Source organism: Nocardia sp. NPDC059240 (assembly GCF_042753865.1).
Lineage (GTDB): Bacteria > Actinomycetota > Actinomycetes > Mycobacteriales > Mycobacteriaceae > Nocardia.
Map to the genome: position 1 here is coordinate 870,018 of NZ_JBHZAC010000002.1, position 26,090 is coordinate 896,107.

The 26,090-nt window shown below is 66.9% G+C and carries 25 protein-coding genes and 1 tRNA gene; 10 read left to right on the plus strand and 16 right to left on the minus strand.

What is annotated here, in order from left to right:
* Positions 1 to 85 precede the first annotated feature (85 nt).
* Complete coding sequence (locus tag ACFXHA_RS09700; RefSeq protein WP_019044571.1) at positions 86 to 760, plus strand: Crp/Fnr family transcriptional regulator; 675 nt, start codon at positions 86 to 88, stop codon at positions 758 to 760.
* 62 nt (positions 761 to 822) lie between these two features.
* Here the strand turns inward: ACFXHA_RS09700 and ACFXHA_RS09705 are convergent, their stop codons facing one another.
* The 3 genes from ACFXHA_RS09705 to ACFXHA_RS09715 all read right to left on the minus strand — a co-directional run bounded on the left by ACFXHA_RS09705 (position 823) and on the right by ACFXHA_RS09715 (position 2,324).
* Complete coding sequence (locus tag ACFXHA_RS09705) at positions 823 to 1,629, minus strand: MBL fold metallo-hydrolase (protein WP_379354777.1); 807 nt, start codon at positions 1,627 to 1,629, stop codon at positions 823 to 825.
* A gap of 75 nt (positions 1,630 to 1,704) precedes the next feature.
* A complete protein-coding gene (locus tag ACFXHA_RS09710) occupies positions 1,705 to 2,160 on the minus strand; it encodes a RidA family protein (RefSeq protein WP_379354779.1) in 456 nt (151 codons plus the stop codon).
* Entirely contained in the window at positions 2,160 to 2,324 is a 165-nt protein-coding gene (locus tag ACFXHA_RS09715; RefSeq protein WP_379354781.1) for a hypothetical protein, read from the minus strand. Before ACFXHA_RS09715 ends, ACFXHA_RS09710 begins: the two co-directional genes overlap by 1 nt.
* Before the next feature lie 115 nt (positions 2,325 to 2,439).
* On the opposite strand from ACFXHA_RS09715, the gene ACFXHA_RS09720 reads away from it, so the two are divergent.
* Both ACFXHA_RS09720 and ACFXHA_RS09725 read left to right on the plus strand, forming a co-directional pair.
* Positions 2,440 to 3,462, plus strand: coding sequence for an ArsA-related P-loop ATPase (locus ACFXHA_RS09720; RefSeq protein ID WP_379354783.1), 1,023 nt, complete (start codon positions 2,440 to 2,442; stop codon positions 3,460 to 3,462).
* Positions 3,463 to 3,464: 2 nt separating this feature from the next.
* Positions 3,465 to 4,646, plus strand: coding sequence for an ArsA family ATPase (locus ACFXHA_RS09725; RefSeq protein ID WP_379354785.1), 1,182 nt, complete (start codon positions 3,465 to 3,467; stop codon positions 4,644 to 4,646).
* A gap of 147 nt (positions 4,647 to 4,793) precedes the next feature.
* On the opposite strand, the gene ACFXHA_RS09730 is transcribed toward ACFXHA_RS09725, so the two are convergent.
* Positions 4,794 to 5,117, minus strand: a complete 324-nt coding sequence (locus tag ACFXHA_RS09730; protein WP_379354787.1) for a WhiB family transcriptional regulator — start codon at positions 5,115 to 5,117, stop codon at positions 4,794 to 4,796.
* A 301-nt stretch (positions 5,118 to 5,418) separates the two neighbouring features.
* Here ACFXHA_RS09730 and ACFXHA_RS09735 point away from each other — a divergent pair, with 301 nt between their 5' ends.
* A complete protein-coding gene (locus ACFXHA_RS09735; RefSeq protein WP_379354789.1) occupies positions 5,419 to 7,785 on the plus strand; it encodes a penicillin-binding protein in 2,367 nt (788 codons plus the stop codon).
* Between the two features lie 56 nt (positions 7,786 to 7,841).
* Here the strand turns inward: ACFXHA_RS09735 and ACFXHA_RS09740 are convergent, their stop codons facing one another.
* Positions 7,842 to 8,306 (minus strand): GatB/YqeY domain-containing protein, encoded by a 465-nt coding sequence (locus tag ACFXHA_RS09740; RefSeq protein WP_379354791.1) that lies wholly within the window; start codon positions 8,304 to 8,306, stop codon positions 7,842 to 7,844.
* A gap of 83 nt (positions 8,307 to 8,389) precedes the next feature.
* Here ACFXHA_RS09740 and ACFXHA_RS09745 point away from each other — a divergent pair, with 83 nt between their 5' ends.
* From ACFXHA_RS09745 to ACFXHA_RS09760, 4 genes are all read left to right on the plus strand, one after another.
* Positions 8,390 to 9,355: a metallophosphoesterase gene (locus ACFXHA_RS09745; protein WP_379354793.1), complete on the plus strand. Its 966-nt coding sequence runs from the start codon at positions 8,390 to 8,392 to the stop codon at positions 9,353 to 9,355.
* A 52-nt stretch (positions 9,356 to 9,407) separates the two neighbouring features.
* Entirely contained in the window at positions 9,408 to 10,376 is a 969-nt protein-coding gene (locus tag ACFXHA_RS09750) for a hypothetical protein (protein WP_379354795.1), read from the plus strand.
* A gap of 289 nt (positions 10,377 to 10,665) precedes the next feature.
* Positions 10,666 to 11,448 carry a hypothetical protein gene (locus ACFXHA_RS09755; RefSeq protein WP_379354797.1) on the plus strand — a complete coding sequence of 261 codons (783 nt, stop codon included), beginning with the start codon at positions 10,666 to 10,668 and terminating at the stop codon, positions 11,446 to 11,448.
* Positions 11,449 to 11,513: 65 nt separating this feature from the next.
* A tRNA-Pro gene (locus tag ACFXHA_RS09760) sits at positions 11,514 to 11,587 on the plus strand.
* A 72-nt stretch (positions 11,588 to 11,659) separates the two neighbouring features.
* Here ACFXHA_RS09760 and ACFXHA_RS09765 read toward each other — a convergent pair.
* Together ACFXHA_RS09765 and ACFXHA_RS09770 are read right to left on the minus strand one after the other, a co-directional pair.
* Positions 11,660 to 12,862, minus strand: coding sequence for a cation:proton antiporter (locus ACFXHA_RS09765; protein ID WP_379354799.1), 1,203 nt, complete (start codon positions 12,860 to 12,862; stop codon positions 11,660 to 11,662).
* A 47-nt stretch (positions 12,863 to 12,909) separates the two neighbouring features.
* Positions 12,910 to 13,767 carry a helix-turn-helix transcriptional regulator gene (locus tag ACFXHA_RS09770; RefSeq protein ID WP_379354801.1) on the minus strand — a complete coding sequence of 286 codons (858 nt, stop codon included), beginning with the start codon at positions 13,765 to 13,767 and terminating at the stop codon, positions 12,910 to 12,912.
* 121 nt (positions 13,768 to 13,888) lie between these two features.
* On the opposite strand from ACFXHA_RS09770, the gene ACFXHA_RS09775 reads away from it, so the two are divergent.
* Positions 13,889 to 14,494, plus strand: a complete 606-nt coding sequence (locus ACFXHA_RS09775) for a YbhB/YbcL family Raf kinase inhibitor-like protein (protein WP_379354803.1) — start codon at positions 13,889 to 13,891, stop codon at positions 14,492 to 14,494.
* On the opposite strand, the gene ACFXHA_RS09780 is transcribed toward ACFXHA_RS09775, so the two are convergent.
* A complete protein-coding gene (locus ACFXHA_RS09780; RefSeq protein WP_379354805.1) occupies positions 14,491 to 16,080 on the minus strand; it encodes a succinic semialdehyde dehydrogenase in 1,590 nt (529 codons plus the stop codon). The genes ACFXHA_RS09775 and ACFXHA_RS09780 overlap by 4 nt on opposite strands.
* Positions 16,081 to 16,213: 133 nt before the next feature.
* Here ACFXHA_RS09780 and ACFXHA_RS09785 point away from each other — a divergent pair, with 133 nt between their 5' ends.
* On the plus strand, positions 16,214 to 17,035 hold the full coding sequence (locus ACFXHA_RS09785) for a crotonase/enoyl-CoA hydratase family protein (protein ID WP_379354807.1): 822 nt from the start codon (positions 16,214 to 16,216) through the stop codon (positions 17,033 to 17,035).
* Positions 17,036 to 17,039: 4 nt separating this feature from the next.
* Here ACFXHA_RS09785 and ACFXHA_RS09790 read toward each other — a convergent pair whose 3' ends face one another.
* From ACFXHA_RS09790 to ACFXHA_RS09825, 8 genes are all read right to left on the minus strand, one after another.
* Complete coding sequence (locus tag ACFXHA_RS09790) at positions 17,040 to 18,824, minus strand: ABC transporter ATP-binding protein (protein ID WP_379354809.1); 1,785 nt, start codon at positions 18,822 to 18,824, stop codon at positions 17,040 to 17,042.
* A gap of 192 nt (positions 18,825 to 19,016) precedes the next feature.
* Positions 19,017 to 19,787, minus strand: a complete 771-nt coding sequence (locus ACFXHA_RS09795; RefSeq protein WP_379354811.1) for an SDR family NAD(P)-dependent oxidoreductase — start codon at positions 19,785 to 19,787, stop codon at positions 19,017 to 19,019.
* Entirely contained in the window at positions 19,784 to 20,491 is a 708-nt protein-coding gene (locus ACFXHA_RS09800) for an acetoacetate decarboxylase family protein (protein WP_379354813.1), read from the minus strand. Before ACFXHA_RS09800 ends, ACFXHA_RS09795 begins: the two co-directional genes overlap by 4 nt.
* 41 nt (positions 20,492 to 20,532) lie before the next feature.
* Positions 20,533 to 22,143: an acyl-CoA synthetase gene (locus tag ACFXHA_RS09805; protein WP_379354815.1), complete on the minus strand. Its 1,611-nt coding sequence runs from the start codon at positions 22,141 to 22,143 to the stop codon at positions 20,533 to 20,535.
* Between the two features lie 24 nt (positions 22,144 to 22,167).
* Entirely contained in the window at positions 22,168 to 23,424 is a 1,257-nt protein-coding gene (locus tag ACFXHA_RS09810; RefSeq protein ID WP_379354817.1) for a hypothetical protein, read from the minus strand.
* Positions 23,418 to 23,936, minus strand: a complete 519-nt coding sequence (locus ACFXHA_RS09815) for a nuclear transport factor 2 family protein (protein ID WP_379355053.1) — start codon at positions 23,934 to 23,936, stop codon at positions 23,418 to 23,420. Before ACFXHA_RS09815 ends, ACFXHA_RS09810 begins: the two co-directional genes overlap by 7 nt.
* Before the next feature lie 55 nt (positions 23,937 to 23,991).
* Positions 23,992 to 24,768, minus strand: coding sequence for an SDR family oxidoreductase (locus ACFXHA_RS09820; protein WP_379354819.1), 777 nt, complete (start codon positions 24,766 to 24,768; stop codon positions 23,992 to 23,994).
* Positions 24,768 to 25,973, minus strand: coding sequence for a cytochrome P450 (locus tag ACFXHA_RS09825; protein WP_379354821.1), 1,206 nt, complete (start codon positions 25,971 to 25,973; stop codon positions 24,768 to 24,770). Before ACFXHA_RS09825 ends, ACFXHA_RS09820 begins: the two co-directional genes overlap by 1 nt.
* Positions 25,974 to 26,090 lie beyond the last annotated feature (117 nt).

The following is a 26,090-nucleotide window of genomic DNA, read 5'->3' on the forward strand; positions in this document are numbered from 1 at the left end:
ACCCGGCGGTATTGCAAAGTAGACTGCACTGTCGGCCGAGTCGTTTCGGTCCAGGACAGAGCCATTTCCCATAAGGAGCACATTCGTGGACGAGGCCCTCGCCAGAGCAGGCATCTTCCAAGGCGTCGAGCCCACCGCGGTGGCGGCTCTCGCCAAACAGCTGCAGCCCGTTGACTTTCCGCGCGGCCACGTCATCTTCAACGAGGGCGAACCCGGAGATCGGTTGTACATCATCACCTCAGGCAAGGTGAAGATCGGACGCCGTTCGCCCGATGGTCGCGAGAACCTGCTGACGATCATGGGGCCGTCGGACATGTTCGGCGAGCTGTCGATCTTCGACCCGGGTCCGCGGACCTCGACGGCCACCACCGTCACCGAGGTCAGAGCGGTCACCATGGACCGGGACGCCCTCAAGGCGTGGATCGACCAGCGGCCGGAGATCGCCGAGCAGTTGCTGCGGGTCCTCGCCCGCCGCCTGCGCCGCACCAACAACAACCTGGCCGACCTCATCTTCACCGATGTCCCGGGTCGTGTCGCCAAGGCGCTGCTGCAGCTCGCACAGCGCTTCGGCACCCAGGAAGCGGGCGCGCTGCGCGTGACCCACGACCTGACCCAGGAAGAGATCGCCCAGCTGGTCGGCGCCTCCCGCGAGACCGTGAACAAGGCCCTGGCCGACTTCGCGCACCGCGGTTGGCTGCGACTGGAGGGCAAGAGCGTCTTGATCTCCGACTCGGAGCGCCTGGCCCGACGGGCCCGGTAAAAGAGCCATAACGAAAGGACCGGACATCACCCCGCAGGTGATGCCCGGTCCTTTCGTGGTTGCTAACCCCGTGCGCGCAGGTACTCGAGCTGCGCCTTCACCGAGCTCTGCGCCGCCGGCCACAACCGCTTGTCCACATCGGCGTAGACCTCGGCGACGATCCGCAGCGATCCGGCCTTGGGCCCGAGCTTCACCAGCGCCGCCCGGACCTGGTTCAGCCGTTCCTCGCGGTGCGAGATGTAGTAGCGGATGACCGGTTCGGCGTCGACGTGGTCGGGTCCGTGGGCCGGGAGCAGGTGCCGGCCCGGAGCGACCGCCACGAGGCGATCCAGCGAGTCCAGATAGGCCGCCAGCGCGCCGTCCCAGGGTTCCAGCACGGTCGTACCACTCCCCAGGACGGTGTCACCGGTCAGCAGCGCCCGCTCGCCATCGGGTCCGTCGATCAGGAAGCTGAGCGAATCCTCGGTGTGCCCGGGAGTAGCCAGCACCGTGATGCGCAGGCCCGCAGCCTCGATGACCTCACCGTCGGCCAGCACCGTGCCCGAGCCGCGCAGGAATTCGGAATCCTTCGCGCGCACCGGAGTCCCGGTGGCCTTCACCAGGTGGTCGATGCCGCCGGTGTGGTCGTGATGCTTATGGGTGATCAGCGTCAGCACGATCTCGCCGCCGGTCTCGCGGACCAGCGCCTCGGTGTGCTTGCGATCCTTCGGCCCCGGATCCACCAGCACGTACTCCGTCGCGCCGGGTGCGCGCAACAGCCAGGTGTTGGTGCCCTGCAACGTCATTCCGTTGGGATTGTCGGCCAGCACGACGGCGGCGGACGGAGTCACTTGCCGCAGTTGCTCATACGCGGGATGCGTGAGGGTCATATCTTCGTCCTAATACACACAACGCGATGAGTCCAGAGTTGGACCCATCGCGTTTCGATTGTGCGCCAAGCGTTTTCAACGCACTTCGGCGATGAGTTCCACTTCTACCGGGGTGTTCTTGGGAAGTTCCGAAGTGCCGACCGCCGAGCGCGCGTGCACGCCCGCCTCGCCGAGCACCTCGCCGAGCAGTTCCGACGCGCCATTGATGACCAGCGGCTGATCGTTGAAACCGGGCGCGGAGGCGACGAAACCGACGACCTTCACGATGCGCACGACATTGTCGAGTCCGACCAGATCGTGCACCACCGCAAGGGCATTGAGCGCGGCCAGCTTGGCCATCTCGGCGCCCTGTTCGATGGTGAGCTCGGCGCCGACCTTGCCGGTGAGCGGTAGCTGCCCGTTCACGAACGGCAGCTGGCCCGAGGTGTAGACGTAGTTACCGCTGCGCACGCCCGGCACGTAGACCGCGACCGGCGGCGGGGCGGGCGGCAGTTCCAGTCCGAGCTTTTCGAGGTTCTCGGCCCAACCCATCAGCTCTTCCTCCTCTTGAGGTAGGCGACATGCTGTTCGCCGGTGGGACCGGGAAGCACGGAGACGAGTTCCCAGCCGTCGGAACCCCACTGGTCCAGAATGGCCTTGGTGGCATGGGTCAGCAGGGGCACCGTCGCGTACTCCCACGCGGTCAGTTCACTCATGGCCTGAGAGTAGCCCCGACCGCAAGAGACAGTGGTGTATCAGACAGTTCGTCGAGCCTATGGGCGAGAATCCGGAACGGGTTATAGGCTCGCGAGCGTGGGAGTACCGATAGCAGTGCCCGTTTCGGTTGAGCCGGGGGTCGAAGCAGGGTGGCCGGAGCGTGCGGACAAGGCCCGCTTGCACTATGTATCCGGCAAGGGTGGGACCGGTAAGTCGACGGTCGCCGCGGCATTGGCATTGGCACTCGCGGCGGGTGGACGCCGGGTACTGCTGGTCGAGGTCGAGGGCAGACAGTCCATCGCGCAGCTGTTCGATCTGCCGCCGTTGCCGCCCACCGAGACTCGCATCGCCACCGCGGACGGCGGCGGCGAAGTGCTGGCGCTGGCGCTCGATGTCGAGCACGCCTTCCTGGAATACCTCGACATGTTCTACAACCTGGGTTTCGCCGGTCGCGCCATGAAGCGGGTGGGGGCCATCGAGTTCGTCACCACCATCGCGCCGGGCCTCCGCGACGTCATCCTCACCGGCAAGATCAAGGAATGCGCGGTGCGGGTCGACAAGAAGACCGGCAAGCCCGCCTACGACGAGATCGTCATCGACGCGCCGCCGACCGGCCGCATCGCCAGCTTCCTGGATGTCACCCAGGCCATGGCCGAGATCGCCGGCGGCGGGCCGATCGCCTCGCAGGCCGAGGGCGTCTCCAAGCTGCTGCACTCCCCGCAGACGATGATTCATCTGGTCACGCTGCTGGAGGCGCTGCCGGTGCAGGAAACCGCCGACGCCATCGCCGAACTCACGGCCAATGATCTGAATATCGGCACCGTGATCGTGAACCGGGCCGGCGAGGGCTTCCTCCCGCGCCCGGTCCGGGAACGCGCCGCGACGGGCGACGTCGATGTCGACGCCCTGAAGGCCGGACTCGCCGAGGCCGGAATCACCCTGTCCGAGGCCGATTTCCAGGGCCTGGTCGCCGAGACCGTGGAGCATTCCACGCGACTGGCCGCCCAGGACGAGAGCGCCGCCGAGCTGTCCGCGGTCGACATCTCGCGGCTGTACCTGCCGTCGCTGACCGACGGCATGGATCTGGGCGGGCTCTACGAGCTGGCCGAAGTCTTGAGCGCGCAGGGGGTTCGCTAGTCATGGTCGTTCCGGCAGGCACTGTGCCCCTGGATGTTTCGAAGATCATCGCCGATCCCGCGGCCCGCATCGTGGTGTGTTGCGGTTCCGGCGGCGTCGGCAAGACCACCACGGCCGCGGCCATCGCGCTGCGCGCGGCCGAAGCCGGCCGCAAGGTCGTGGTGCTGACCATCGACCCGGCCCGCCGTTTGGCGCAGTCGCTGGGGGTGAGCGATCTCGGAAACGTCCCGCAGAAGGTCGAACTCGGGCCGGACGCCAAGGGCGAGCTGTTCGCCATGATGCTGAACATGCGGCGCACCTTCGACGAAATGGTGCTCGAGCACACCAATCCCGAGAAGGCGGAGCAGATCTTCGCCAACCCGATCTATCAGACCGTCGCGTCCTCCTTCGGTGGCACCCAGGAGTACATGGCGATGGAGAAGCTCGGGCAGCTCGCGTCCAAGCGGGAGTGGGACCTGATCGTGGTCGACACCCCGCCCTCGCGGAACGCCCTGGACTTCCTGGATGCGCCGAAGCGGCTGGGAACCTTCCTCAACGGCAAGATGATCCGGGTCATCATGGCCCCGGGCCGCGGCGTCGGGAAGTTGGTCGCGGGGGCCATGAGTCTGGCCCTGCGCGGGGTGTCGACCATTGTCGGCGGGCAATTGCTCAAAGACGCCAGTGTCTTCTTGCAGTCACTGGAATCCATGTTCGGCGGGTTCCAGGATCGCGCCGACCGCACCTACGCCATGCTGTCGCGGCCGGGCACCCACTTCGTGGTGGTGGCCGCGGCCGAGCCGGACGCGTTGCGCGAGGCCAGCTTCTTCGTCGATCGGCTCTCGACCGACAAGATGCCGCTGGCCGGTCTGGTGCTCAATCGGACGCATCCGGTGCTGAGCTCGCTGTCGGCCGAGCAGGCGCAGGTGGCCGCGGACCGTCTAGCCCCCGAGACACCGGGCAACGGCACGAATCCGGACGACGCACCCGAGACTCCCGAGGCGCTCGCGGCCGCGGTGCTGCGCATTCATGCCCAGCGTGCGGCCACCGCCAAGCGGGAACAGCATCTGCTGCACCGTTTCACGGGCGCCCATCCGAGCGTCCCGATCGTGGCGGTCACGGCGTTGCCCTTCGAGGTCGCAGACCTGGAAGCGCTGCGGGCCGTGGGTGACCAACTGGTCGACGCCGGGATTGCCAAATCCGCCTGACATGACTGCCAAGTCCGCCTGACACGCCCGGGGTCTTTCGACCCAAGTGCGACTTTTGCCCGATCTGACCCCGGACACGGATCGAGCCCGCTTCCGCGGGCTCGATCCGTTCTGCCTATAGGGGGGATCTGGGTAAGGGATACTCGGCTACATCGCAATCTTCTGTGATCGCTGGACGCGGAAGAAGTCCGCCCAGCTAGTCACCTCCGGATGCTGTTTCAGCAGCGCACGACGCTGCCGCTCGGTCATGCCGCCCCACACACCGAACTCGACACGGTTGTCCAGGGCGTCCGCCCCGCACTCCATCAACACCGGGCAGTGCCGGCAGATGGTGGCCGCTTTGCGCTGCGCTGCGCCACGCACGAACAGCTGGTCGGGATCCACTTCCTTGCATCGGGCCTGGGAAACCCAGGCGATTCTCGCTTCGGCCTGCTCCACGTCCAATCGAGCGATCGGGGTAGTCATGTGCATTTGGTGTGCCCCTTTGCAGTCCGAACACCGGGTCAACGGCGCTCCAGAATCGCGAGTGCAGCGCGCAGTTACCCAACCCCACTGCGTTCTGCACCACATTCCACTTTGAGTGTTAGCTCTATCACACTGGGTTCTCAATCTAGGTAAAGGTGTATGGCCAGCGCAAGACCGTCCCGAGATTTTCTGGTACGTCCGTCCACGCATTCGTTGCATGGAACCGGGCAGTCCGTACCTTTCCGGACGAAAGGACACCCGGACGGGCGAACACCGAGTGTCCGAAAGGCCAATTAGGCTAGGGCCCGTGCCGATCACACGAACGCTCTGGAGACTGGCCGGCAGCTGCGTGCTGGCCGCCGTGCTGCTCGCCGGACTGCTGTTCCCTCTGGCCGGTGGCTTCGGGTTCATCTCCAACCGAGCCGCCGACGCCGTCGACAATGTCTCCGCCGAACTCGTCGAGGGAACCGTGCCAGCGGTCTCGACCATGGTGGACGCCAACGGGACGCCATTCGCGTGGCTCTACGAGCAGCGCCGCTTCGAGGTCACCAGCGACAAAATCTCCAATGACATGAAGCTGTCCCTGGTCTCGGTCGAGGACAAGCGCTTCGCCGACCATCACGGTGTGGACTGGCAGGGCACGTTCCGCGCGTTCCTGACCAACACCTCCGGTGGCCAGGTCTCGCAGGGTGGCTCGACCATCGACCAGCAGTACGTGAAGAACTACCTGCTGCTGGTGGTCGCCAAGACCGATGCCGAGCGCCGCGCCGCCACCGAGACCACCCCCGCCCGCAAGATCCGTGAGATCCGCATGGCGCTGACGCTGGACAAGCGGCTCACCAAGGACGAGATCCTCACCCGGTATCTGAACCTGGTGCCCTTCGGCAACAGCTCCTACGGCATCCAGGACGCCGCGCAGACCTACTTCGGCGTGGACGCCAAGGACCTCAACGTCCCACAGTCGGCGATGCTGGCGGGCATGGTGCAGTCCAGCTCCAAGCTGAACCCGTACACCAACCCCAGCGGCGTGCTGGAGCGGCGGAACACGGTGCTCGACACCCTGATCCAGAACGTGCCCAACCGCGCCGACGAGTACCGCAAGGCCAAGGAGGCGCCGCTGGGCGTGCTGCCCGAGGCCAAGAGCCTGCCGCGCGGCTGCATCGCCGCCAACGACCGCGGCTTCTTCTGCGACTACGCGCTGCAGTATCTGAACAACGCGGGCATCAGCCGCGATCAGATCGAGAAGGGCGGCTACCTGATTCGCACCACCCTGGATCCGGCGGTCCAGGACCAGGTGCGCGATTCGCTGGCGGCCAACACCAACCCGAATCTGGACGATATCGCCGAGGTCATGAATATCGTGGCCCCCGGCCAGGATTCGCATCCGCTGCTGGCCATGGGCTCGAGCCGCGTCTACGGGCTGGACGCGAACGCGCATCAAACCGTGCAGCCGCAGCCGTATTCGATGGTCGGTGACGGCGCGGGCTCGATCTTCAAGATCTTCACCACGGCCGCGGCCATGGAGAAGGGCCTGGGCATCAATGCCACGCTGGACGTGCCGGCCAACTTCCAGGCCAAGGGCATGGGTAACTCGGGTACCCCCGGCTGCCCGCCGGAGACCTACTGCGTGAAGAACGCGGGTAACTACGCGGGCTCGATGTCGGTGACGCAGGCGCTGGCGACCTCGCCGAACACGGCCTTCGTCAAGCTGATCCAGGCCGTCGGCGTATCCCCGACCGTCGATATGGCGGTGCGCCTGGGCATGCGCTCCTACACCCAGCCGGGCACCTCCGGCCACGGCAACCAGAGCCTGGCCGACATGGTCAAGGATCAGAACCTGGGCTCGTTCACGCTGGGCCCGGTCGCGATCAACCCGCTCGAACTGTCGAATGTGGCCGCCACCCTGGCCTCCAGCGGCAAGTGGTGCCCGCCCACCCCGATCAAGGAGGTGGTGGACCGCAACGGCAAGTCGGTGCCGCTGACCCAGCAGGCGTGTGAGCAGGTGGTCGATCCCGGTCTGGCCAATACCCTCGCCAACGCCTTGAGCCAGGACGTGGTGGGCGGTACCGGTGCGGCGTCGGCACATGCGGTCGGCTGGAACATCCCGACCTCCGCCAAGACCGGCACCACCGAGACCCACCGGTCCTCGGCGTTCCTCGCGTTCACCAACGGCTTCGCCGGGGCCTCCTACATCTACGGTGACAGCCCGACCCCGGGCGAGATCTGCTCTTACCCGCTGCGCAGCTGTGGCAGCGGAAACCTGTACGGCGGTAACGAGCCGGCTCGGACCTATCTGGGCGCGATGAAGAACGTGCTCGACCGGTTCCCGCCGGCGGCGCTGCCGCCGACCGATGACAAGTACGTTCGCGGATCGAACAATTCGCAGATTCCGGACGTGATCGGCATGCAGCAGGCGGAGGCCACCTCGACGCTGGTCGCGGCGGGCTTCCAGGTCTCGGTGACGACCCAGCCGGGCGCGGCCAAGGGGACGGTCATGAACGTCTCGCCCAACGGGTCGGCGATTCCGGGCTCGGTGATCACGCTGTACGTCAGCGACGGCAGTCAGATACCCGCGCCCGCGCCGAATGCGCCACCGGTGTCGATACCGGGATTGCCGGGCATCACGATTCCGCAGTTGCCACCGATCCCGATCCCCATCCCGATCCCGCGGTAGGCAAAGAAAGACCCGGAGTGACATGGTCACTCCGGGTCTTTCGTATTGATGAGGTATCAGAGCCTGGCGCGCACCGCCGCCGAGATCCGCGACCCGTCGGCCCGCCCGGCGGCCAGCGCCGTGGCGACCTTCATGACCTGACCCATCTGCTTCATGCCCGGCCGCTCCCCGATCTCCTCGGCGATGTCGGCGATGGCCGTGTCGGCGATATCGGCCACCTCCGCGTCGGTGAGCTGGGTGGGCAGGTACTCGTCGATGATCTGCTCTTCGGCGCGCTCGTTGGCGGCCAGCTCGCCGCGCCCGGCCTGCTCGTAGATGACGGCGGACTCGTTGCGCTTCTTCGCCTCCTTCTGCAGGACGGCGACGACCTCGGGATCGGAAAGCTCGCGGGCGGCGGGACCGGCGACCTCGGCGTTCTGAATCGCGGACAGCAGCATGCGCAGGGTGCCCAGGCGCAGCGTGTCCTTGCTCTTCATCGCGGTGGTCATATCCGAGCGCAGCTTGGTTTTGAGTTCCGACATGAGCGACACGGTACGAGGGACTTCTATCGTGGTCCAGCTCATTTGACTCGATGTTTCTCCGCCGGGTCGCCTATTCTGGGCAAATGCCCGTCTTCTCGACCTCCAACCTCAGCCGTGCCGCACTCGGAGCCGCCGGGGTCGCGGTCGCCGGAATCGGATACGCGACGCTCATCGAGCGCAATGCCTTCACGCTGCGGGAGGCGACGTTACCGGTGTTGGAACCGGGCAAGCCCTCACTACGCGTGCTGCACATCAGCGACCTGCACATGATGCCGGGTCAGCAGTTGAAGCAGGCCTGGCTGCGCGAGCTGGACCGGCTGGAGCCGGATCTGGTGGTGAACACCGGGGACAACCTGTCGCATCAGAAGGCGGTGCCGTCGGTGGTGCAGTCGCTGGGCGGATTGCTCGCGCGCCCCGGCATTTTCGTCTTCGGCTCGAACGACTACTTCGCGCCGGTGCCGAAGAACCCCCTGAAGTACTTCAAGAAGGACCACAAGCGGGTCTACGGTGATCCGCTGCCGTGGCAGGACATGCGGGCCGCGTTCACCGAGCGGGGCTGGCTGGATCTGACGCACGTGCGCCGCGATCTCGAGGTCGCCGGGGTGAAGATCTCGACCGCGGGCGTGGATGATCCGCATCTGCAGCGGGATCGCTACGAGACCATCGCGGGCGCGCCGAATCCGCTGGCGGACTTGAGCATCGGGCTCACCCATTCGCCGGAGCCGCGGGTGCTCGACCGGTTCGCGGCCGACGGCTACGACCTGGTGATGGCGGGCCACACCCACGGCGGGCAGCTGTGCGTGCCGGGTTTCGGTGCGCTGGTGACCAATTGCGGGATCGACCGGGCCCGGGTGAAGGGCGCCTCACGCTGGGGCGCGCACACCCGGCTGCACGTGTCGGCGGGCCTGGGCACCTCGCCGTGGGCTCCCTACCGCTTCTGCTGCCGTCCGGAAGCCACCCTGCTGACCCTGGTCGGCGCGCCGCCGAAGAAGCCCGCCACCGAGTCGGGGCGCGGTCGCACCGCGTCGTCGGAGGCTGTCGCGCGGTGAGCGCCTGCCGCGATACATAACGCGGTATGTAGTCGTCAGTCAGGGGGCAACCGTGACCAATGAAAACGACCGCGGCAACGAGCCCGGTCGGCAGCAACCCGATTGGTGGCAGGGCGAAACGACCCAGCAGCCGGCCTGGCAGCAGCAGCCGGTGTATCCGCCTGCCCCGCAGCCGGCGTGGAGTCAGCCGAGCTACCAGCCGACGCAGTCGTTCGGCCCGCCGCCGCCCGGCTACTATCCCCCGCCTCCGGCACCGCCCGGTGGCGGCAAGGGCCGCGGGTGGCTGTTCGCGGGCCTGGGTGCGCTGGTGCTGGCGATCGTCGCGGCGGTCGTGGTCGTCGCGCTGGTGAACCGGAATTCCGCTGAGCCGGCGGCGAAGTCGAACACCACACCGTCGCTGATCAGCGCGCTCACCTCGACCACGGCCAAGCCGACGGGGTCGAACCGTCCGACGGCCACCAAGACCACCGGTCCGAAGCCGACTTCCACACCCGCCGCGGTGATTCCCGGCTACCAGGTGGTGGTGATCCCGGACAACGGTGCGGCATACGACATTCCACAGAGCTGGAAGGTGGATCGCAGCGGGCAGAGCTCGTTCGGTTCCGGCGCGGACGCCATTCCGGTGGCGGGGCTGGCGCAGGACGGCAGCGACTACTGCCCGAACAATGTGCGCACCAACATCTTTCTGACCCAGTCCGGGGAGTCGGATCCGGCCAAGGCGGCCGCCGATATCGGCACGCGGCTGGGTCGCATCGGCTGGTCCGGGGCCAGCGGTACGACCTCCGGCGCGCCGGAGTCGTTCCATTCCTCCGACGAGCAGTTGCAGGGCATCTACCTCGAGACCAAGGGCACCACCCAGGCGGCCGCGGGCTGTGCCTCGACCTTCTCCGTCTACACCTTCGCCTTCCCCGGCGACAACGGCGCGTTCGTGTTCACGATCGCGGCCGACACCGGGGTGGACCAGGCGGTCGACGCGACCATGGCCAAGAAGATCCTCGCCAGCATCCGCCCGATTCAATAAGGGCGACAGCACAACTCGTCAGACAGGGGGTCAGACGATGAACAGTGGAAACGACGACCGAAACATCGACCCGGAGCGGACCACCTCCAGCGGGGACTGGTGGCAGGGACCGGTGGGCGGACGGCCGAGCCCGCCCAACCCGCCACCGCAGCCACCGTATCCACGGCCGAATCCGCAAGTTTCCGGGCCGAATCCGCACTCCTCCGGCCCGAATCCGTATGTCTCCGCGCCGAATCCGTATGCGACGGGGCCGAGGCCGTACCAGGCTGGTCCTAATCCCGTTCCACCGGTGCAGAACCCGTATCTGTCGGGTCCGAACATGTTCCCGCCCATGCCTCCCGGCGGCGCTCCCCCGCCCGGTCGCGGTCGAATCTGGCTACTCGCGGCCGTGGGCGCGCTGGTGGTGGTCGTCGTCACGGTCGTGGCGATCGTGGTGGTGACGCATGATTCGGGCACCTCGGCGGCACCCGCGAGCTCCACCACCAAGCCCGCCACCACGTCACCGCACCCGACCACCACCACCGCACCGCAGTCCACGCTGACGCCGCAAATTTCGGGCTACCAGGTCGATGTGCCCAAAGATCTGAAGGCCGCGTGGGACATTCCCAAGGATTGGGGCATCGATCAGAGCATCACGATCTTCGGAACCAGCAGCGACAGCATTCCCGCCGTGGGTTACGCACAGGACGGTGTGGACTACTGCACCGACAACACCCGCACCACCATGTTCCTGAGCAATTCGAATATCGACGACGCGACCGCGGCGGCCACCGATGTCGGCGCGCACTCCGCTCGCATCGGCTACGCGGCCAAGACCTCGCTGACCGCGGGTGCGCCGCAACAACTCAGCACCACCGACGGCAATCTGCACGGCATCTTCCTGGAGACCAGCGGCGCGTTCACCTCGCCCGCCGGCTGCGCCACGACCTATTCCGTCTACACCTTCGCCATCAGCGTCGGCACCACGGGCAAGGGATCACTGGTGCTGGCGATCGTCGCCGACACGGGCATCGATCACTCGGTCACCGCCGATTCCGCGCGTAAAATGTTCGCCTCTTTCCGTCTCCTTTAGGGCATCTGACCAGCCGATTTAACACCTGGACAACGGGTGCGCTAAGCTACTCCAGGTTCGCATCACGGGGTGTGGCGCAGCTTGGTAGCGCGCTTCGTTCGGGACGAAGAGGTCGCAGGTTCAAATCCTGTCACCCCGACGTGTTGGTTGAGACACAGCAGTAGGCCCTGGCCGGTTTTCCGGTCAGGGCCTTACTCGTATCCGGGGGTTTTCAACGTTTGGCCATGCGGCGGCGATAGCCGCGGGCGGTCAACGGGGAGCCGAGGCCGTGCAGGAGAACGCTGCCGAGCACCGTGATCACCATTGCTGTCAGGGCCAGTTCGGCTCGATCCTCGCGGAGTTTGTTGAAGGCCAGCAGGCCGAAGACGATCGAGGTGGTGCCGCGCGGGCCGAGCCAGGCGATGAGGAAGTTCTCGATCCAGGTGAGCCGGTAGCCGATGAGCGACAGCATGACCGGCACGATGCGCACGACGGTCAGCACGCCCGCGCAGTACAGCAGCAGACGCCAGTTCACGCCGCCCCACAGGGTGAAGACGGCGACGGCGCCGAAGACGAACCACATGACCACGGTGAGCAGAAAGCCGATGTCGTCGATGAGTTCGAGTTCACGGTGATGCTCTTCGGTCTTGCGGACGCGGTGGATCACGAAGCCGCAGATGAAGGCCGCGACGAAGCCGTTGCCGTCGATCGCGACCGACAGAGCGTAGGAGCCCAGCGGGGCGGCGACCATGATGAGGCGTTTGGATTGCAGGCTCATCAGGCGCGCGGCATCGGCGCGGTTGGTCAGGAAGGCCAGGGCCGCACCGCATCCCGCGCCGACGAGTAGCGCCTTGAGCGCGGCGGGTCCGACGGTGCCGAGGGCACTGATCGGGGTGTGATCCTGGGTCAGGTCTCCCGCGAGGATCAGGGCGAACAGGATGATCGGCGAGGCGATGCCGTCGTTGTAGCCGCTCTCCACATTGAGGATGTTGCGGACGCGCACCGGGATTCGCCGATCGCGCAGGATCGCGGCGGCGGGCGCGAAGTCGATGGGCACCACCACGCAGGCGATCACCAGCATCAGCGCCCAGCCGGTACCTGGAATCAACCACATCCCGAGGCCGACCGCCGCCGCCAGGCTCAGCGGCAGCGCGATGAGCAGAAGCCGCAGTGCCGCACCGGGATTGCGGCCGAAGAGTCCGCCGCGCACCTCGGTGGCGTCCACGAACAGCAGCACGGCGAGCACGATTTCCGCCGCGTGCAGCGCGGTCTCGGTGTCGAGGGTGCCGCCGATGGAGTCGCGCACCATGAGCCCGACCACGACACCGGCGAACACCGTCAGCATGGGCGCGGAGATGCGCCACTGGTCGAATTTGGCTGCGAACAGCGCCCAGACAGTCAGCGAGACGGCAACCGCCAGCATGGTGGCAATCATTCAGCCATCTTGGCAGACGAAACCGAACAGTTCGCGAACGAAGCGGGTCAGCCCGCGACGGGTCGAAGGCGGGTGCCGCCCAGTCGATTCGCGTGGGTGGTGAGGATGTCGCGCAGCGCCACCTCGGTGGCCGCGTCGGCGGGGGTCAGCACGGTGAGGCTGTGGTCCGCGCCGTCCGGGCTGGTGAGGTTGTCGTAGTGGACGGTCAGGTCACCGGCTTCGGGGTGGCGGATGCGCTTGCTGCCGTGGCTGCGGTCCTGGACGGCGTGATCGTCCCACCAGGTGGCGAATTCCGGGCTCTCCGTGCGCAATCCGGCGATCACCTCGCGTAGTCGCGGATCGTCGGGGTGCCGGGCCAGATTGCGGCGCAGGTTGCCGACGGTCTCGCGGGCGATGCGGTCCCAGTCGAGCTGGGTGGCACGGGTGGCGGGATCGAGCAGGGTCAGGCGGGCCACATTGGTGCCGGGCCCGAATTCCGGGCCGAACAGGGCCGCGGCGGCGGTATTGCGGGCCAGTACGTCCAGGCGGAAATCGCTCAGATAGGCCGGAAGCGACGGCATACCGTCGAGAATGGCGCGCAGGGAGGCGGGCGGCTCCGTGGTGCGCCGGGCGGGCGGCTGGGCGCCGCGGGCGATGAGGTGCAGGTGCGCGCGTTCGGCATCGGTGAGCCGCAGCGCCTCGGCGAGGGCGTCGAGGATCGCGGCTCCCGGCATGCCGACCCGCCCCTGCTCCAGCCGGATGTACCAGTCGATGCTCACCGCCGCCAGCTGCGCGACCTCCTGCCGCCGCAGCCCGGGAGTGCGTCGGGTGCCGATGGTGGCGAGCCCGGCGTCTTCCGGCGCGAGCCGCTCCCGCATCGCGCGCAGGAACGCGCCCAGCTCCTTACCGGATTCCGTACTGTTCACCGGTCCAGCCTAGGCGGCGATCCCGGGTGGTATGCGGGATACCAGGCTGCGCAGGATCTCCCAGCCGGTCTCGAATTGCAGGAATCTGATCTCAGCATTCGAAACACCGAGGAGGATCGCCATGAACCGCACCGCACGCATCGTTTCCGCAACCTTCGCCGTGGCGGCCCTGGCCGGGCTGACCGCATGTGGCAGCGAGCAGAATTCGAGCACCGCGACCACCAGCCCGGCACCGACGTCGGTCCAGGTTCGGCCGGTGGTTCCGGCCACGGCCGCGACCTTCACCGTCACCGCCGATGCCACCGGCACCTTCCCCGCCGACTTCTACGCCGGTGCCTTCGGTTGCACCGCCGCCAACCACGCCCCGCACCTGGCCTGGTCCGGAGCGCCGGCGGCCGCAAAGAGCTTCGCGGTCACCATGTTCGACCCCGACGCCCCGACCGGCGCGGGCTTCTGGCATTGGATGAACTGGGACATCCCCACCACCGCAACGGATTTCACGGCGGGCACGGTGGGCGTGGCCGGAGCCAATGACGCGGGCGCACCGGGCTACCTGGGCCCGTGCCCGCCCGCGGGCGACAAGGCCCACACCTACCAGATCTCGGTGCTGGCCCTGGACACCCCGAGCCTGGGCCTGCCCGCTGCCACCACGCCGACGGTGGCGTCCTTCTCGATGGGATCGCACATCATCGGCGTGGCGAAGCTGAGCCTGACGGCCCAGCGCTAGCCCAGGTGCAGGCGGCGCATCAGGCGCAACGTGACCAGGGTGGACTTCAGCTGCTTCTCGTAAGGCATGGACGCGCGGGCGGCCATGATCTGCTTCTTCTGCACCCCGACATTGATGGTGTCGGTGTACTTGAGCAGACCGGCCGCCCCGTGGCGGGTGCCGACGCCCGATTGCTTCACGCCACCGGACGGGGTGCCCTTGGCGGCGTAGCTGGTCACGAAGCCGTCGTTGATGTTGATTGCCCCGGATTCGATGCGCTCGGCGAGTTTCGTTGCGCGCTCGATGTTTCCGGTCCAGATGCTGGCGTTCAACCCGTAGGCGGTGTCGTTGGCCAGCTCCACCGCCTCGTCGACCGAGCCGTACTTGTAGATGCTGACCACGGGCCCGAAGGTCTCCATGGTGGCGTGGGCCATGTCCTTGGTGACGCCGGTGAGCACGGTCGGCTCGAAGAAGGCCGGGCCGATGTCGGGGCGGGGGTTGCCGCCGGTGACGACGGTCGCGCCCTTGTCCCGAGCCTCGTCGACGTGGGAGGCGACCCGCTTCATGTGGTCGACCGAGACCAGCGAACCCATTTCGGGGTCGAAGTCGTAGCTGGCGCCCATGGTCTTGCCGAGTTCCTCTGCGGCGGTGACGAATCGGCGCAGGTACTCGTCGTAGATGCGCTCGTGCACGTAGATCCGCTCGATGTGCATGCACGCCTGGCCGGTGTTGCCGAAGACGGCGAAGATGGCCGACGGGATGGCCTCGTCGAGGTTGACGTCGTCGAGCACGATCATCGGGTTCTTGCCGCCGAGTTCCAGGCTGCAGCCGATGAGGTTGCGCCCGGCCTGCTCACCGATGGTGCGGCCGGTGGCGGTCGAACCGGTGAACATGACGAAGTCGACATTGTCGATCAGCGTGGGGCCGACGTCCGGCCCGCCGCCGCACACGACCTGGACCAGTCCGCGCGGCAGGCCCGCCTTCTGCAGCAGTTCGATGCCGTAGAGGGTGCACAGCGCGGTCTTGTTGTCCGGCTTCATGATCACGCCGTTGCCCGCGATGAGCGCCGGGGTGGAGTCGGACATGGAGATGGCGAACGGGAAGTTCCACGGCGCGATGACCGCGACGACACCCTTGGGCCGGTGCTCCTCGGTGGAGGAGGTGATCACCGGCATCGGCCCGGAGCGCTTCTTGGGCTTGAGGGTCTTCTCGGCCGTCTTGAGGTAGTGCGCGATGACCATGGGCGTATCGCAGGCCTCCTCGATGGCCATGCGTCGCGCCTTGCCGCAACCGATCTGGATCAGGTCGGCGAGGGTCTCGATCTCCGAGAGAATCAACTCGTGAGCACGCTCGAATACGGCGAGGCGATCCTTGAGCGGCCGGGCCGCCCACTCCTTCTGCGCCGCGCGCGCCATCTCGGCGGCCGCGACCACGTCCTCGGGCGAGGACTGCGGCAGGTAGCCGACGACGTCGCCGGTGTAGACCTCGGTCATCTCGAAGGGCTCGCGAGCCTCGCCCGCCTGGCCGGCCGTCACCATGGCGGTCAGCCGGTTGATGAGGGATTCCGTGACGCGGGGCGGAAGCTTCGCCTTGCTCGTTGTGCTCATGGGACTCTCTCCAGTACTTGCCGCCCGTGACGGCGGTCACCATGATCCAAACTAGAACACGTTATTGTTCAGGACAACGGTGCGGGGTAGTTTCGTGCCGGAATCAGCCTTAAAAGTGGAAGAAGGGTCGGCGATGACCGCAGCGACTACCGAGACGCCCAGCAACACCGAGCCGCACGCGCTGGTCGAGAAGCGCGGCGCGACGCTGATCGTCACCATGAACCGGCCCAAGTCCAAGAACGCGCTGACCGGCGAGATGCTGGCCATCATGACCGAGGCGTGGGACACCGTCGACAACGATCCCGAGATCCGCTCCTGCATCCTCACCGGTGCGGGCGGCGCGTTCTGCGCGGGCGCGGACCTCAAAGCCATGAACAAGCGCAGCCCCAGCGACGGCATGTCGGAGGGCTCCGCCTTCGACCCGACCCGGATGCCGGGCCTGCTCAAGGGCCGCCGCCTGACCAAGCCGCTGATCGCCGCGGTCGAGGGCGCGGCCATCGCCGGCGGCACCGAGATCCTGCAGGGCACCGATATCCGCATCGCCGGTGAGAGCGCCAAATTCGGTGTCTCCGAGGCGAAGTGGAGCCTGTTCCCGATGGGCGGGTCGGCGGTGCGGCTGCCGCGTCAGATCCCGTACACCGTGGCGGCGGAACTGCTGCTGACCGGCCGGCACATCACCGCGACCGAGGCGCTGAACTTCGGGCTGATCGGGCACGTGGTGCCGGACGGGACCGCGCTGGACAAGGCCCTGGAGATCGCCGAGCTGATCAACAACAACGGGCCGCTGGCGGTCCAGGCGATCCTCAAGGTCATCCGTGACACCGAGGGCATGCACGAGGAGGACGCCTTCCAGATCGACGCCCGCGTCGGCCTGCCGGTCTTCCGCAGCGAAGACGCGAAGGAGGGCCCTCGCGCCTTCGCCGAGAAGCGGAAGCCGAACTTCCAAGGCAAGTAAGGGGTTACGGCCGAACGGCCAATTCCTCACCCAGGAAACCGCCGGACTGGTGCCGCCACAGTGAGGCGTACGTGCCCTCGGCACGCAACAGCTCCTCGTGGCTGCCCTGTTCGACGATCCGCCCGCGATCGAGCACGACCAGCCGATCCATATCGGCCACCGTGCTCAGCCGGTGCGCGACCACCAGCGCCGTACGCCCTTCCATCAGCTCCCAGAGTGCTTGCTGCACCAGGATTTCGCTCTCGGAGTCGAGGGCGCTGGTGGCCTCGTCCAGCAGCAGGATGGGCGCGTCCCGCAGGATGGCGCGCGCCAGCGCGACCCGCTGCCGCTGTCCGCCCGACAGTTTCACGCCACGCTCGCCGATGAGCGTGTCCATGCCCTCGGGCAGCCCGTCCGCGAATTCGGTGACGTGCGCGGCCTTGGCCGCACGGCGCACCTCGGCATCGGTGGCGTCGGGCCGGGCGAAGCGAATGTTCTCGCTCAGCGTCCGGTGGAACATGGCCGGATCCTGCGGCACGTAGGCCAGCAGGCTGCGGAGATCACTTTGGCGAAGCCGCGAAATATCCTGCCCGCCAATCCGAATCGCACCGCCGTCGATGTCCATCATGCGCAGCAGCAGCTGGGTGATGGTGCTCTTACCACCGCCCGAACGCCCGACCAGCCCGATGCGCGATCCGCTCGGCACATCCAGATCCAGCCCCCGGAACAAGGGGGCGGCCCCCGCGTGCGCGAAGTCCACCCGCTCGAACCGGATGCCGGACCCGTTGGGCCGCAATGCCTCCGGCTGCGCCACGTCCACCACGGTCGGCGATTCCAGCAGCAGTTCGGTGAACTGTGCGGCCTCGGTGGTGGAGCTCTCCAAGCGCCGGTAGATCTGGTTGAACCGGAACATGATCTCGGTGGCGTTCCAGTAGTAGGTGAACACCACGATGATCACCTCGACCGAGGCGTGCCCGCCGTCGATGCCCAGGGCGATCAGCAGGCCGAGCACGTTCACGATCACCATGAGCGGCATGACCGCGGTGTCGATGAACAGATTGTTGTAGTCCCACGACAGCAGCGTCTTGCGCCGCTGCCCCACGACTCGACGCCGATGTTCGGCAGCCTCCTGCGGTTCGGCCGAGAAGGCCCGCACCGCTTGCATATTCGACAGACTGTCCGCGACGTGCCCGGAGACCAGCGCGACCGCGGCCTCCCGCTCGTCGACGAGTCGCTGCCGCCGCTTGATGAGCGGGGTGACGACCACGCCGCACAGCGCGATCAGGCCGAGCAGGGCGACCACCAGCATCGGGTCGTAGCGCCACAGCACCACGCACGCGAAGCCGAGCGGCACCAGCGCGGAGACGATCTCGAAGGCGAGGGTGTCGGCGAACTCCTCGAACCGGGTGGCGAAGCTCAGCGACCGCTTGGTCAGTGAGCCCGCGAAGTTGTCGTGGAAGAACGCCGCGTCCTTGGCGAGCAGCTCGTCCATGGCAACGTTGTAGAGGTTCTCGATACCGTAGGCGTCGAGCCGGTTGAGGAAGTGGATTCCGATGCGCCAGAACACCTCCGACAGGAGCAACACCCCGGCGAAGGCCAGGACGTACGGTCCGACGGTACCGAGGGAGGAGTCACCGGTGGTGGCCACCTTGCCGACCAGTACCGCGACCAGCAGCGGCGCGATATACAGCTGACAGGTTTTTCCGAGGGCCGGTCCCAGCATGCCCAGGGCCGTTATCACTTTGCGCCGGGACATCTCCCGGCCGTAATAGCGCAGAACCAGCATCACAGCGGACGTGCGCGAACTCATTCATCTCCTCTCGCGACAGGTGCTCGTGAGCAGTGCAGACAGCCCACAGTGCCCGTCGAGGAGATGGTTCCGCCACCGAATTATTGCCGGCCGGTAGCTGGATTGTCGGCGCTGAGCAGCCACAGGATCATGGCTGCCCAGCGCCGGGTGCGGATGTCGAGCGGAGCACTTGCCGACATCCACGTGCGGGGGTTATTCGGTGGGATGCACCGAGCTCCGGACTATCGACCGGGCGATATTCGGCAGGAAACGCCGCATGAGATACGCCGGGCGGGCCTGCCCGGGGAAGACGAACAATGGCGTTTTCGGCTTGGCCAGCGCCTTTTCCAGCGCGTCCACAATGCTCTCCGGCGAGGCCCCGCCGGTATTGCCGAGCACGCTGGCGTTCTCCTTGCGCACCGCATCCAGGAACGGCGTCTCCACCATGGGCGGGCACAGCACCAGGAAACGGACCCCGGTGCCGTGCAGTTCGTAGGAGAGGCTGTCGGCGAACCCGATCACCGCATGCTTGGAGGCCGTGTACCCGGCCATCCCGGGCGACGGCAGCCAGCCCGCCAGCGAGGCGAACAGCACCACGGTGCCGGCGCCCGCCTGCTTCATGGCCGGGATGACGGCCTGACAAAGATTGACGGTGCCGATGTAGTTGACGTCGATCATCTTCCGGATCTGGGCCACATCGTGATCCAGCACGGAGGCGTGCACGTGGCACATGCCCGCGGCGTGCACGAGCCGATCGATGGTGCCGAGCTCCGAGCGCACCTTGTCGACGACCGCACGCACCTGGCCGGGATCGGACACATCACAGGTGTAGGTGTGCATGTTCGGCGACCGGAAGGCGGTCTCCGCCAGACCGTTGCCGTTCATGTCGACCGCGGCCACGGTCCATCCAGCGGCCGCGAGCCGTTGCGCGACAATGCGTCCCATGCCACTGGCAGCGCCGGTGACGAGTGCCGTCCGGGTCATCGGACCTCCTTGGTCTGCAATACCGTGGCGGCTTCCCCGAAGGTCATCCGGAGCGCGCCGATGCGGCTGGAGAACAAGGCCCCCTTCGGCAGCCCGAGGGCCCGCAGCTGGTCGGACACGGGATGGGTGCCGAGCTCCACGCGCGTCCCGCCGGGCCGCCCGGTCACCGCGCCGGGATTCATGACCCACGGTGTGCGGCGCAGGATTCCATTGCGCGAGGTGTAGGCGTCGATGGACGCGCCGCCCGCGCCGCCGGGCATCGGGATGCCGTCCCCGACACGCATGGCGATCACCAACTGCCCGTCCAGTCGCACCTCGCACCGATGCCCGCGACCGGCCGGGGTGATGGTGATATCAGCCATCAGCTTGGGAAAGCCCCAGATCGACTGTCCGGCTTCACAAGTGAAGCTCTGATTGACCGGCAACCAGTGGATGTAGGCCCCGGTGCTGTTCTTGCGCCCGCGCTGCTTGGCCATCAGCGAGAAGGCGAACTCGTGGTACGGCCCGAGATCGCCGTCCACGTATCGCACGAAAGCCAGTGACAGCACGGCCTTTCCGAGCATCGTGACCGGTTGCAGCCCCGCGTCGGCGAGCAGCCCGCGGGCGGCGACGGCATCGACCAGGAACAGCGCCGAGCAGGCGTCGGCGTGCCGGATCTCCACCGGCATGCGGACCTGTTCGCCTAGTACGGAATGCGCCTCCACGCCAAAATTAGAACAGGTTTCAGTACCGGGTGTCAGTGGTTTCATCGACTTTCCCAATTCGGTTCGGCGGACTCCGCGCAGGACTTGGCCCAGCGGTAGTCGGGCTTGCCGCTCGGCGTCCGTGACACCGACTCCGCCACCCAGATCCGGCGCGGCAGCTTGTATCCCGCCAGATGCGCACGCACATGCGCCGCCAGCGCCTCGAAGTCGATCGCACCGCTGGCCGCCGACACCACCGCCGCCACCTGCTGCCCCCACCGCTCGTGCGCCACCCCGATGACGATCGCGTCGTACACGGCCGGATGGGCCTTGAGGATCGACTCGACCTCCTCGGGAAAGACCTTCTCGCCGCCGGTATTGATGACCATGTTCCCGCGCCCGATCAAGGTCACCGACCCGTCGGCCTCGACCCGCGCCCGATCATCGGTGATGACCATCCGGACGCCGTCCACGGTCCGGAACAGCTTGTCGGTCTTGACCGGATCCTTGTAGTACCCGATCGGCACATTCCCGGTCTTGGCCACCCAGCCCTCGGCGCCCGGACCGACCGGATGCCCGTCGTCATCCACCACCAGCGCGCCGCGCCCGGTGGTGACCCGCGGCGCGCGGGCCGGATCGTCATCCTTCTGCGCGAATCCGATACCGCCGAACCCGGTTTCGGACGATCCGATGGATTCGGTGACCAGCGTGCTCGGAAACAGTTCCAGCAGCGCGTTCTTCACCGGCTGGGTGAGCTGCGCGGCACCCGACCCGATGGAGATCAGCGAGGCGGCGTCCACGGGCGCGGCCCGATAGGAGTCCACCAGCGGCCGGGCGATGGCATCCCCGGTCACGACCAGCACGTGCGGCCGCTCCCGCGCCACCACCCGCCAGACCTCGTCGGGATCGAAGCGCGGCTGGAACAGCACCGCATTGCCCGACCACAATGCGGTGAAGGTCGGCATCATGGCGGCGGCGTGGATCAACGGCGGCAGGACGAACCAGGTCATGGGCGTGGAGTTGGCCGCACCCATGCGGGACTGCTGATATTCGTCGGCGACCGGCTCCCCGGTATAGAAGTCGATCCCGCCGCCCAGCACCCGCCACATGTCCTCCTGGCGCCAGATCACGCCCTTGGGCAGGCCGGTGGTTCCGCCGGTGTACATGATGAAGTGGTCGTCGGGGCTGCGCGGACCGAAATCCCGTCCTGGCGCGCCTGATTCGAGAGCCTGCTCATAGGGGAAGGAGTTCGAGGACAACCCGGCCCCGCCCTGATCGTCCTCGACCACCACCGTGTGCCGCAGCTTCGGCAATGCCGGCCGGATCTCCTCGATCAGCGGCGCGTAACACCGGTGATGCACAGCCATTTCCAGGTCCGCGTTGTCGTAGACATACCGCAGCTCCTCCGCCCGGTACCGATAATTGATATTCACCGGCACCGCGCGAATCTTGTAGCAGCCCAACAGCGTTTCGAGCGATTCGATGCTGTTGTGCATATGGAACCCGACATGCGTTCCCGGCCCCGCCCCCGCCGCCGCGAGGTGATGGGCCAGCCGGTTGGCACGGGCGTCGAGTTCGCCGAAGGTGCGCCGCCGCTCGCCTTCGATGACGGCGATCCGATCCGGCACGGCATCGGCGATGTGTTCGTAGAGGTCGGCGAAATTGCAGGCCACGGCCGTATCTCCTGGTGGTCGGTGCTACAACACGGTGAGCGGAAGGGGCGTGCCCCGGTCGGCGAAGGCGAAGCCCGCCCCCGAACTGAACCGGGTGATGGCGACCTCGTCGGCGACCCGGAAGGGCATGTCCGCCCGGCGGATCTCGAGGGTGAGCGCGCAGTCGGTGGCCTCCCGCACCTGAGTGAAGAAGCGCGGATTCACCCCGCGCACCAGCGCATCCAACGGCTGCAGATGTTCTGGATCCAGCAGCGCCGCCCAGGCACCGTCATCGCCGGCCCCGCAGGCCCGCCCGATTCGCAATTCCACCGACTGCTCGCCGCCGGTGGTCTCACTGGATACCTCGATATCCACGTACGCGGCTGGATTGAACGCCGGATGCACCCGCAAGATCTTGGCAAGGGCGGCGAAATCATCACCGAGTCCGAGGGCGGTGCGCAGACGTTCGGCGGTGAGTCCGGCGATCCCGGTGAACTGCTTGCGCAGAATATCCAGCGCCACTTCCGGTTTCGTCCGAGATTCGACCGCCGCTCGATACCCGAGGGTGAGCAGATGGTGCTGCAGACTCACCTCGTCGGCGATCCGGATCAGCGCCGAACGCGAGAAATCCGCGAAGCGCAGATCGTTGAGCAACGGACCCGAATAGTCCCGCATCCCGTCATCATCCGGATCGATCGGAGCCAGGATCGTCCCCGCCGCCTCCGATCCTGCGATCAATTCCGCACCGGGCGGGGCGACCGGCGGTTCATGGGCGGGATCGATCACCACCGTCCACGCGCACACCGGCTTCCGATCCGCGGGTACCCGCGGCGGCCGATGCACCGGCCGCACCTGCGCGAACGGATTGGTGGCCAGGGCCGTCGCATCGAAGGTCGGATCTTCGATCTCGTGGCACATGGCGACCACGAACTCGGTCCCCATCGGCTCGACATCGGCGAGCGCACCACAATGATCCAGATGGAACTCCCCGTGATCGTGGTCGATCACCCGGAACCGGAAGTCCATGAACTGCGGTGGCGCACCGATATCCAGCTGGAAGCCCTTGAAGATATCGCTCACCCCGTCACCGGTGATATTGAGCGCCTTGCGCATTCGCCGCGTGTACACCGGACTGGCCAGCTGCCATTCGTCGATGGCCACCGCCGTCATGCCCGGCCGCCCGAGCGCGCCCAGCACATGCGCCATACCGGACCGGTCGATGAGGTGCCCGCACAGCAGTAGTTCCGGAACCAGCAGCGCCAGTTCGGATCTGGTCAGCGATTCGTATCTGCTGGTCACCACAGGGGCACCGGCCCCTTTCCGATCGGGTACCAGCCGGGCAGCGGCTGACCCGACATGGACCGTTCCATGCGCTTGCGCATGCCGGAAGAAAGCGCGTCGTTCGAGATCATTTCCACGAAAAGCGCTGTCACATTGCCGAAGTCGAAGAAGTCACGCTGCCAGCTCCACTGAAAATCACCGGCATAGCGAAACCAGCTCCCCCCGATCCCCTCGGGTGAGTACGGCCGACCATCCGCCCGCTGCTGGTCGTTGACCTGCTTCCAGAACCCGATCACCGACCCGTTGCGCTCGTCGACCACGAATTCCTGATACGGATAAGTCCACCCCTCGAGCCCGAACATCTCCTGCCCGAGCGCGATCTCCCGGATCTCGTCCCGCCCGACGGCCATGAACTCCTGTTGCGGACCGTAGTTCCACCCGTAGGTGGCGTCCTCGGTGTAGAAGTGCTCCAGGGGTTTCCAGTCCCCCGCTGCCTCACATTGTTTGTTCTCGTCCACCCAGCGGCGGACCATCTCGTCGAGCTCATCACGGGACCAGGCCACGACGGCCTCCTGAATCTATCGATATCTATTGAGTAATCGGAGCTTCCGGCTGCACCTCGACCAGGACGAGATGCGAGCCACGGGGCATGGATACGACCGCCGTCACGGCGGCCGCCAGATCAGCGGGCCGCAGGAAGTGCGCGTGCCGGGCGAATCCCCACTTCACCCAGTTCTCCAGTAGCGGGCCCACCACCTCGGGCGTGGCCTGCATGCCCATTCCGGTCAGGGTCTGGCCGGGCCGCACGATGGACGAGCGAACACCCGTGCCCTCCAACTCCATGCGCAGCTGGGTGGCGAAGGCCTCGACGCCGGCCTTGGCCGCGTTGTACGCGCCCGCGCCGGGCCGGGCACGCACGGCGCAATCGGAGCCGATGATCACGAAGTCGCCGCGTTGCCGTTCGAGCATGCCCGGCAGGACCCGGTGCGCGAGCCGTTGCGCGCCGACCAGGTGCACCCGGACCTGGGATTCGAACAGGTCGGGATCCATTTCCCAGCCACGACCGAATTCGAGGTCACCGGCCCCGGACACCAGAATTTCAGTGGGCCCGAGCGCTTCCTCGGCGGCACTGACGAACTCATCGACCGAAGCGGTATCCCCGACATCCAGCCGCCCGGCGAACGCCTCGCCTCCGGTCGCCCGGATCTTCTCGGCAAGCGTCTCGCAGATCTCCACCCGGCGCGCACCCAGCGCGACCGGATGACCCAGCGCGGCAAGCGCTTCCGCCGTGGCAGCGCCGATGCCGGACGACGCGCCCGCGACGATCGCCGGCCGCCGGTCGGGATGCGGTGCGAATCGTGCCATCACCGCACCTCCACAGACACGGGCAGCTGCGCGAACCCGCGCACGTTCACCGAATGCACCCGGCCGATCCCGGATTCACCGATCCCATACCCCCGCACCCGGGTAGCGAACTCCCGCAACACGATCGAGGCCTCCAACCTGGCCAGGTGCGCACCCAGGCAGAAATGCACGCCGCGCCCGAAACTGATTAGCCCGCCCTTGTCCGCCCGTTCGATATCGAAAAGGTCCGGTTCGTGGAAGGCCGCACTGTCGCGATTGGCGGATCCGATGAGCAGCAGCACCTTCGAACCCTGCGGAATCGTCCGCCCGTAGTACTCGAGGTCCACGGCCGCGGTCCGGGCCAGGATCTGACTCGACGCGTCGTAACGCAGCGTCTCCTCCACCCAGTCATCGACGAGTTCGGGATGCGCGGCCACCTTCGCGTACTGCTCCGGATTGCGGCCCGCCCAATACAGGGCATTCCCGAGCAGTTTCGTGGTGGTCTCATTGCCCGCGACCACCATGAGGAACATGAACCCGAGAATTTCCTCGTCGGTGAGCCGGTCCCCGTCCGCCTCGGCATCCAGTAGAGCCGAGGTCAGATCATCGCCGCGCTGCTTCTTGCGGGCCGCCAGGATGTCGTTGTAGTACCCCGCCAGCTGCAGCGCCGCTTCCATGGCCGCGACGGGCACGTCCAGCACGCCCTCCTCGCGATGCACCAGCAGATCGGCGAGCCTGCGCAATTCGGCCCGATCGGAGTCCGGCACGCCCAGCAGTTCGGAGATGACATCCATCGGGACCTGCCCGGCAACCGCGTCGATCCAGTCGAAATCGCCGCTCGCCAGCGCGGGTTCGAGGTAGCGCAGCGTGATCTCACGGATGCGGTCGCTCATCTCGCTGACCCGCCGGGGCGTGAACCCCTGGTAGACCAGCTTGCGCAGCCGCAGGTGGCGCGGGTCGTCCATCGCCAGGAAGGACATGGTCCGCCAGGCGTGCGGCCCCCAGGCGGCCGGATCCAGGGACACCCCATTGGCACTGGAGAGCCGGGCACCGTCACGGAATCCGGCGGCCACATCCACGTGCCGCGAGAGCGCCCAGAAGTCGAGTTCCGCGTGGTGATACACCGGGGCCTCGGCGCGCAACCGCTGGTACACGGGGTACGGGTCCTCGTGCATTCGGTAGTCGTAGGGGTCGAACAGCAGCGGCTCGAGGGAGGCTGCGGTCATAAGGTCTGCACCTCGTATTCGATAACGCGTTCATCGGCTCTGACGAACGTTTTCCAGCAACGGAGACACATAGCTGGACATGTGTCTGTACGGTACTAGCGACGGGATGGTCTGACA

Coding starts and splice junctions, on each gene's coding strand:
- ACFXHA_RS09820 (WP_379354819.1), bottom strand. CDS start 24,768: ATGGCACGATTCGCACCGCATCCCGACCGGCGGCCGGCGATCGTCGCG.
- ACFXHA_RS09745 (WP_379354793.1), top strand. CDS start 8,390: ATGCCCGTCTTCTCGACCTCCAACCTCAGCCGTGCCGCACTCGGAGCC.
- ACFXHA_RS09730 (WP_379354787.1), bottom strand. CDS start 5,117: ATGCACATGACTACCCCGATCGCTCGATTGGACGTGGAGCAGGCCGAA.
- ACFXHA_RS09725 (WP_379354785.1), top strand. CDS start 3,465: ATGGTCGTTCCGGCAGGCACTGTGCCCCTGGATGTTTCGAAGATCATC.
- ACFXHA_RS09785 (WP_379354807.1), top strand. CDS start 16,214: ATGACCGCAGCGACTACCGAGACGCCCAGCAACACCGAGCCGCACGCG.
- ACFXHA_RS09710 (WP_379354779.1), bottom strand. CDS start 2,160: ATGGGTTGGGCCGAGAACCTCGAAAAGCTCGGACTGGAACTGCCGCCC.
- ACFXHA_RS09790 (WP_379354809.1), bottom strand. CDS start 18,824: ATGAGTTCGCGCACGTCCGCTGTGATGCTGGTTCTGCGCTATTACGGC.
- ACFXHA_RS09705 (WP_379354777.1), bottom strand. CDS start 1,629: ATGACCCTCACGCATCCCGCGTATGAGCAACTGCGGCAAGTGACTCCG.
- ACFXHA_RS09815 (WP_379355053.1), bottom strand. CDS start 23,936: ATGGTCCGCCGCTGGGTGGACGAGAACAAACAATGTGAGGCAGCGGGG.
- ACFXHA_RS09765 (WP_379354799.1), bottom strand. CDS start 12,862: ATGATTGCCACCATGCTGGCGGTTGCCGTCTCGCTGACTGTCTGGGCG.
- ACFXHA_RS09825 (WP_379354821.1), bottom strand. CDS start 25,973: ATGACCGCAGCCTCCCTCGAGCCGCTGCTGTTCGACCCCTACGACTAC.
- ACFXHA_RS09775 (WP_379354803.1), top strand. CDS start 13,889: ATGAACCGCACCGCACGCATCGTTTCCGCAACCTTCGCCGTGGCGGCC.
- ACFXHA_RS09715 (WP_379354781.1), bottom strand. CDS start 2,324: ATGAGTGAACTGACCGCGTGGGAGTACGCGACGGTGCCCCTGCTGACC.
- ACFXHA_RS09740 (WP_379354791.1), bottom strand. CDS start 8,306: ATGTCGGAACTCAAAACCAAGCTGCGCTCGGATATGACCACCGCGATG.
- ACFXHA_RS09780 (WP_379354805.1), bottom strand. CDS start 16,080: ATGAGCACAACGAGCAAGGCGAAGCTTCCGCCCCGCGTCACGGAATCC.
- ACFXHA_RS09795 (WP_379354811.1), bottom strand. CDS start 19,787: ATGACCCGGACGGCACTCGTCACCGGCGCTGCCAGTGGCATGGGACGC.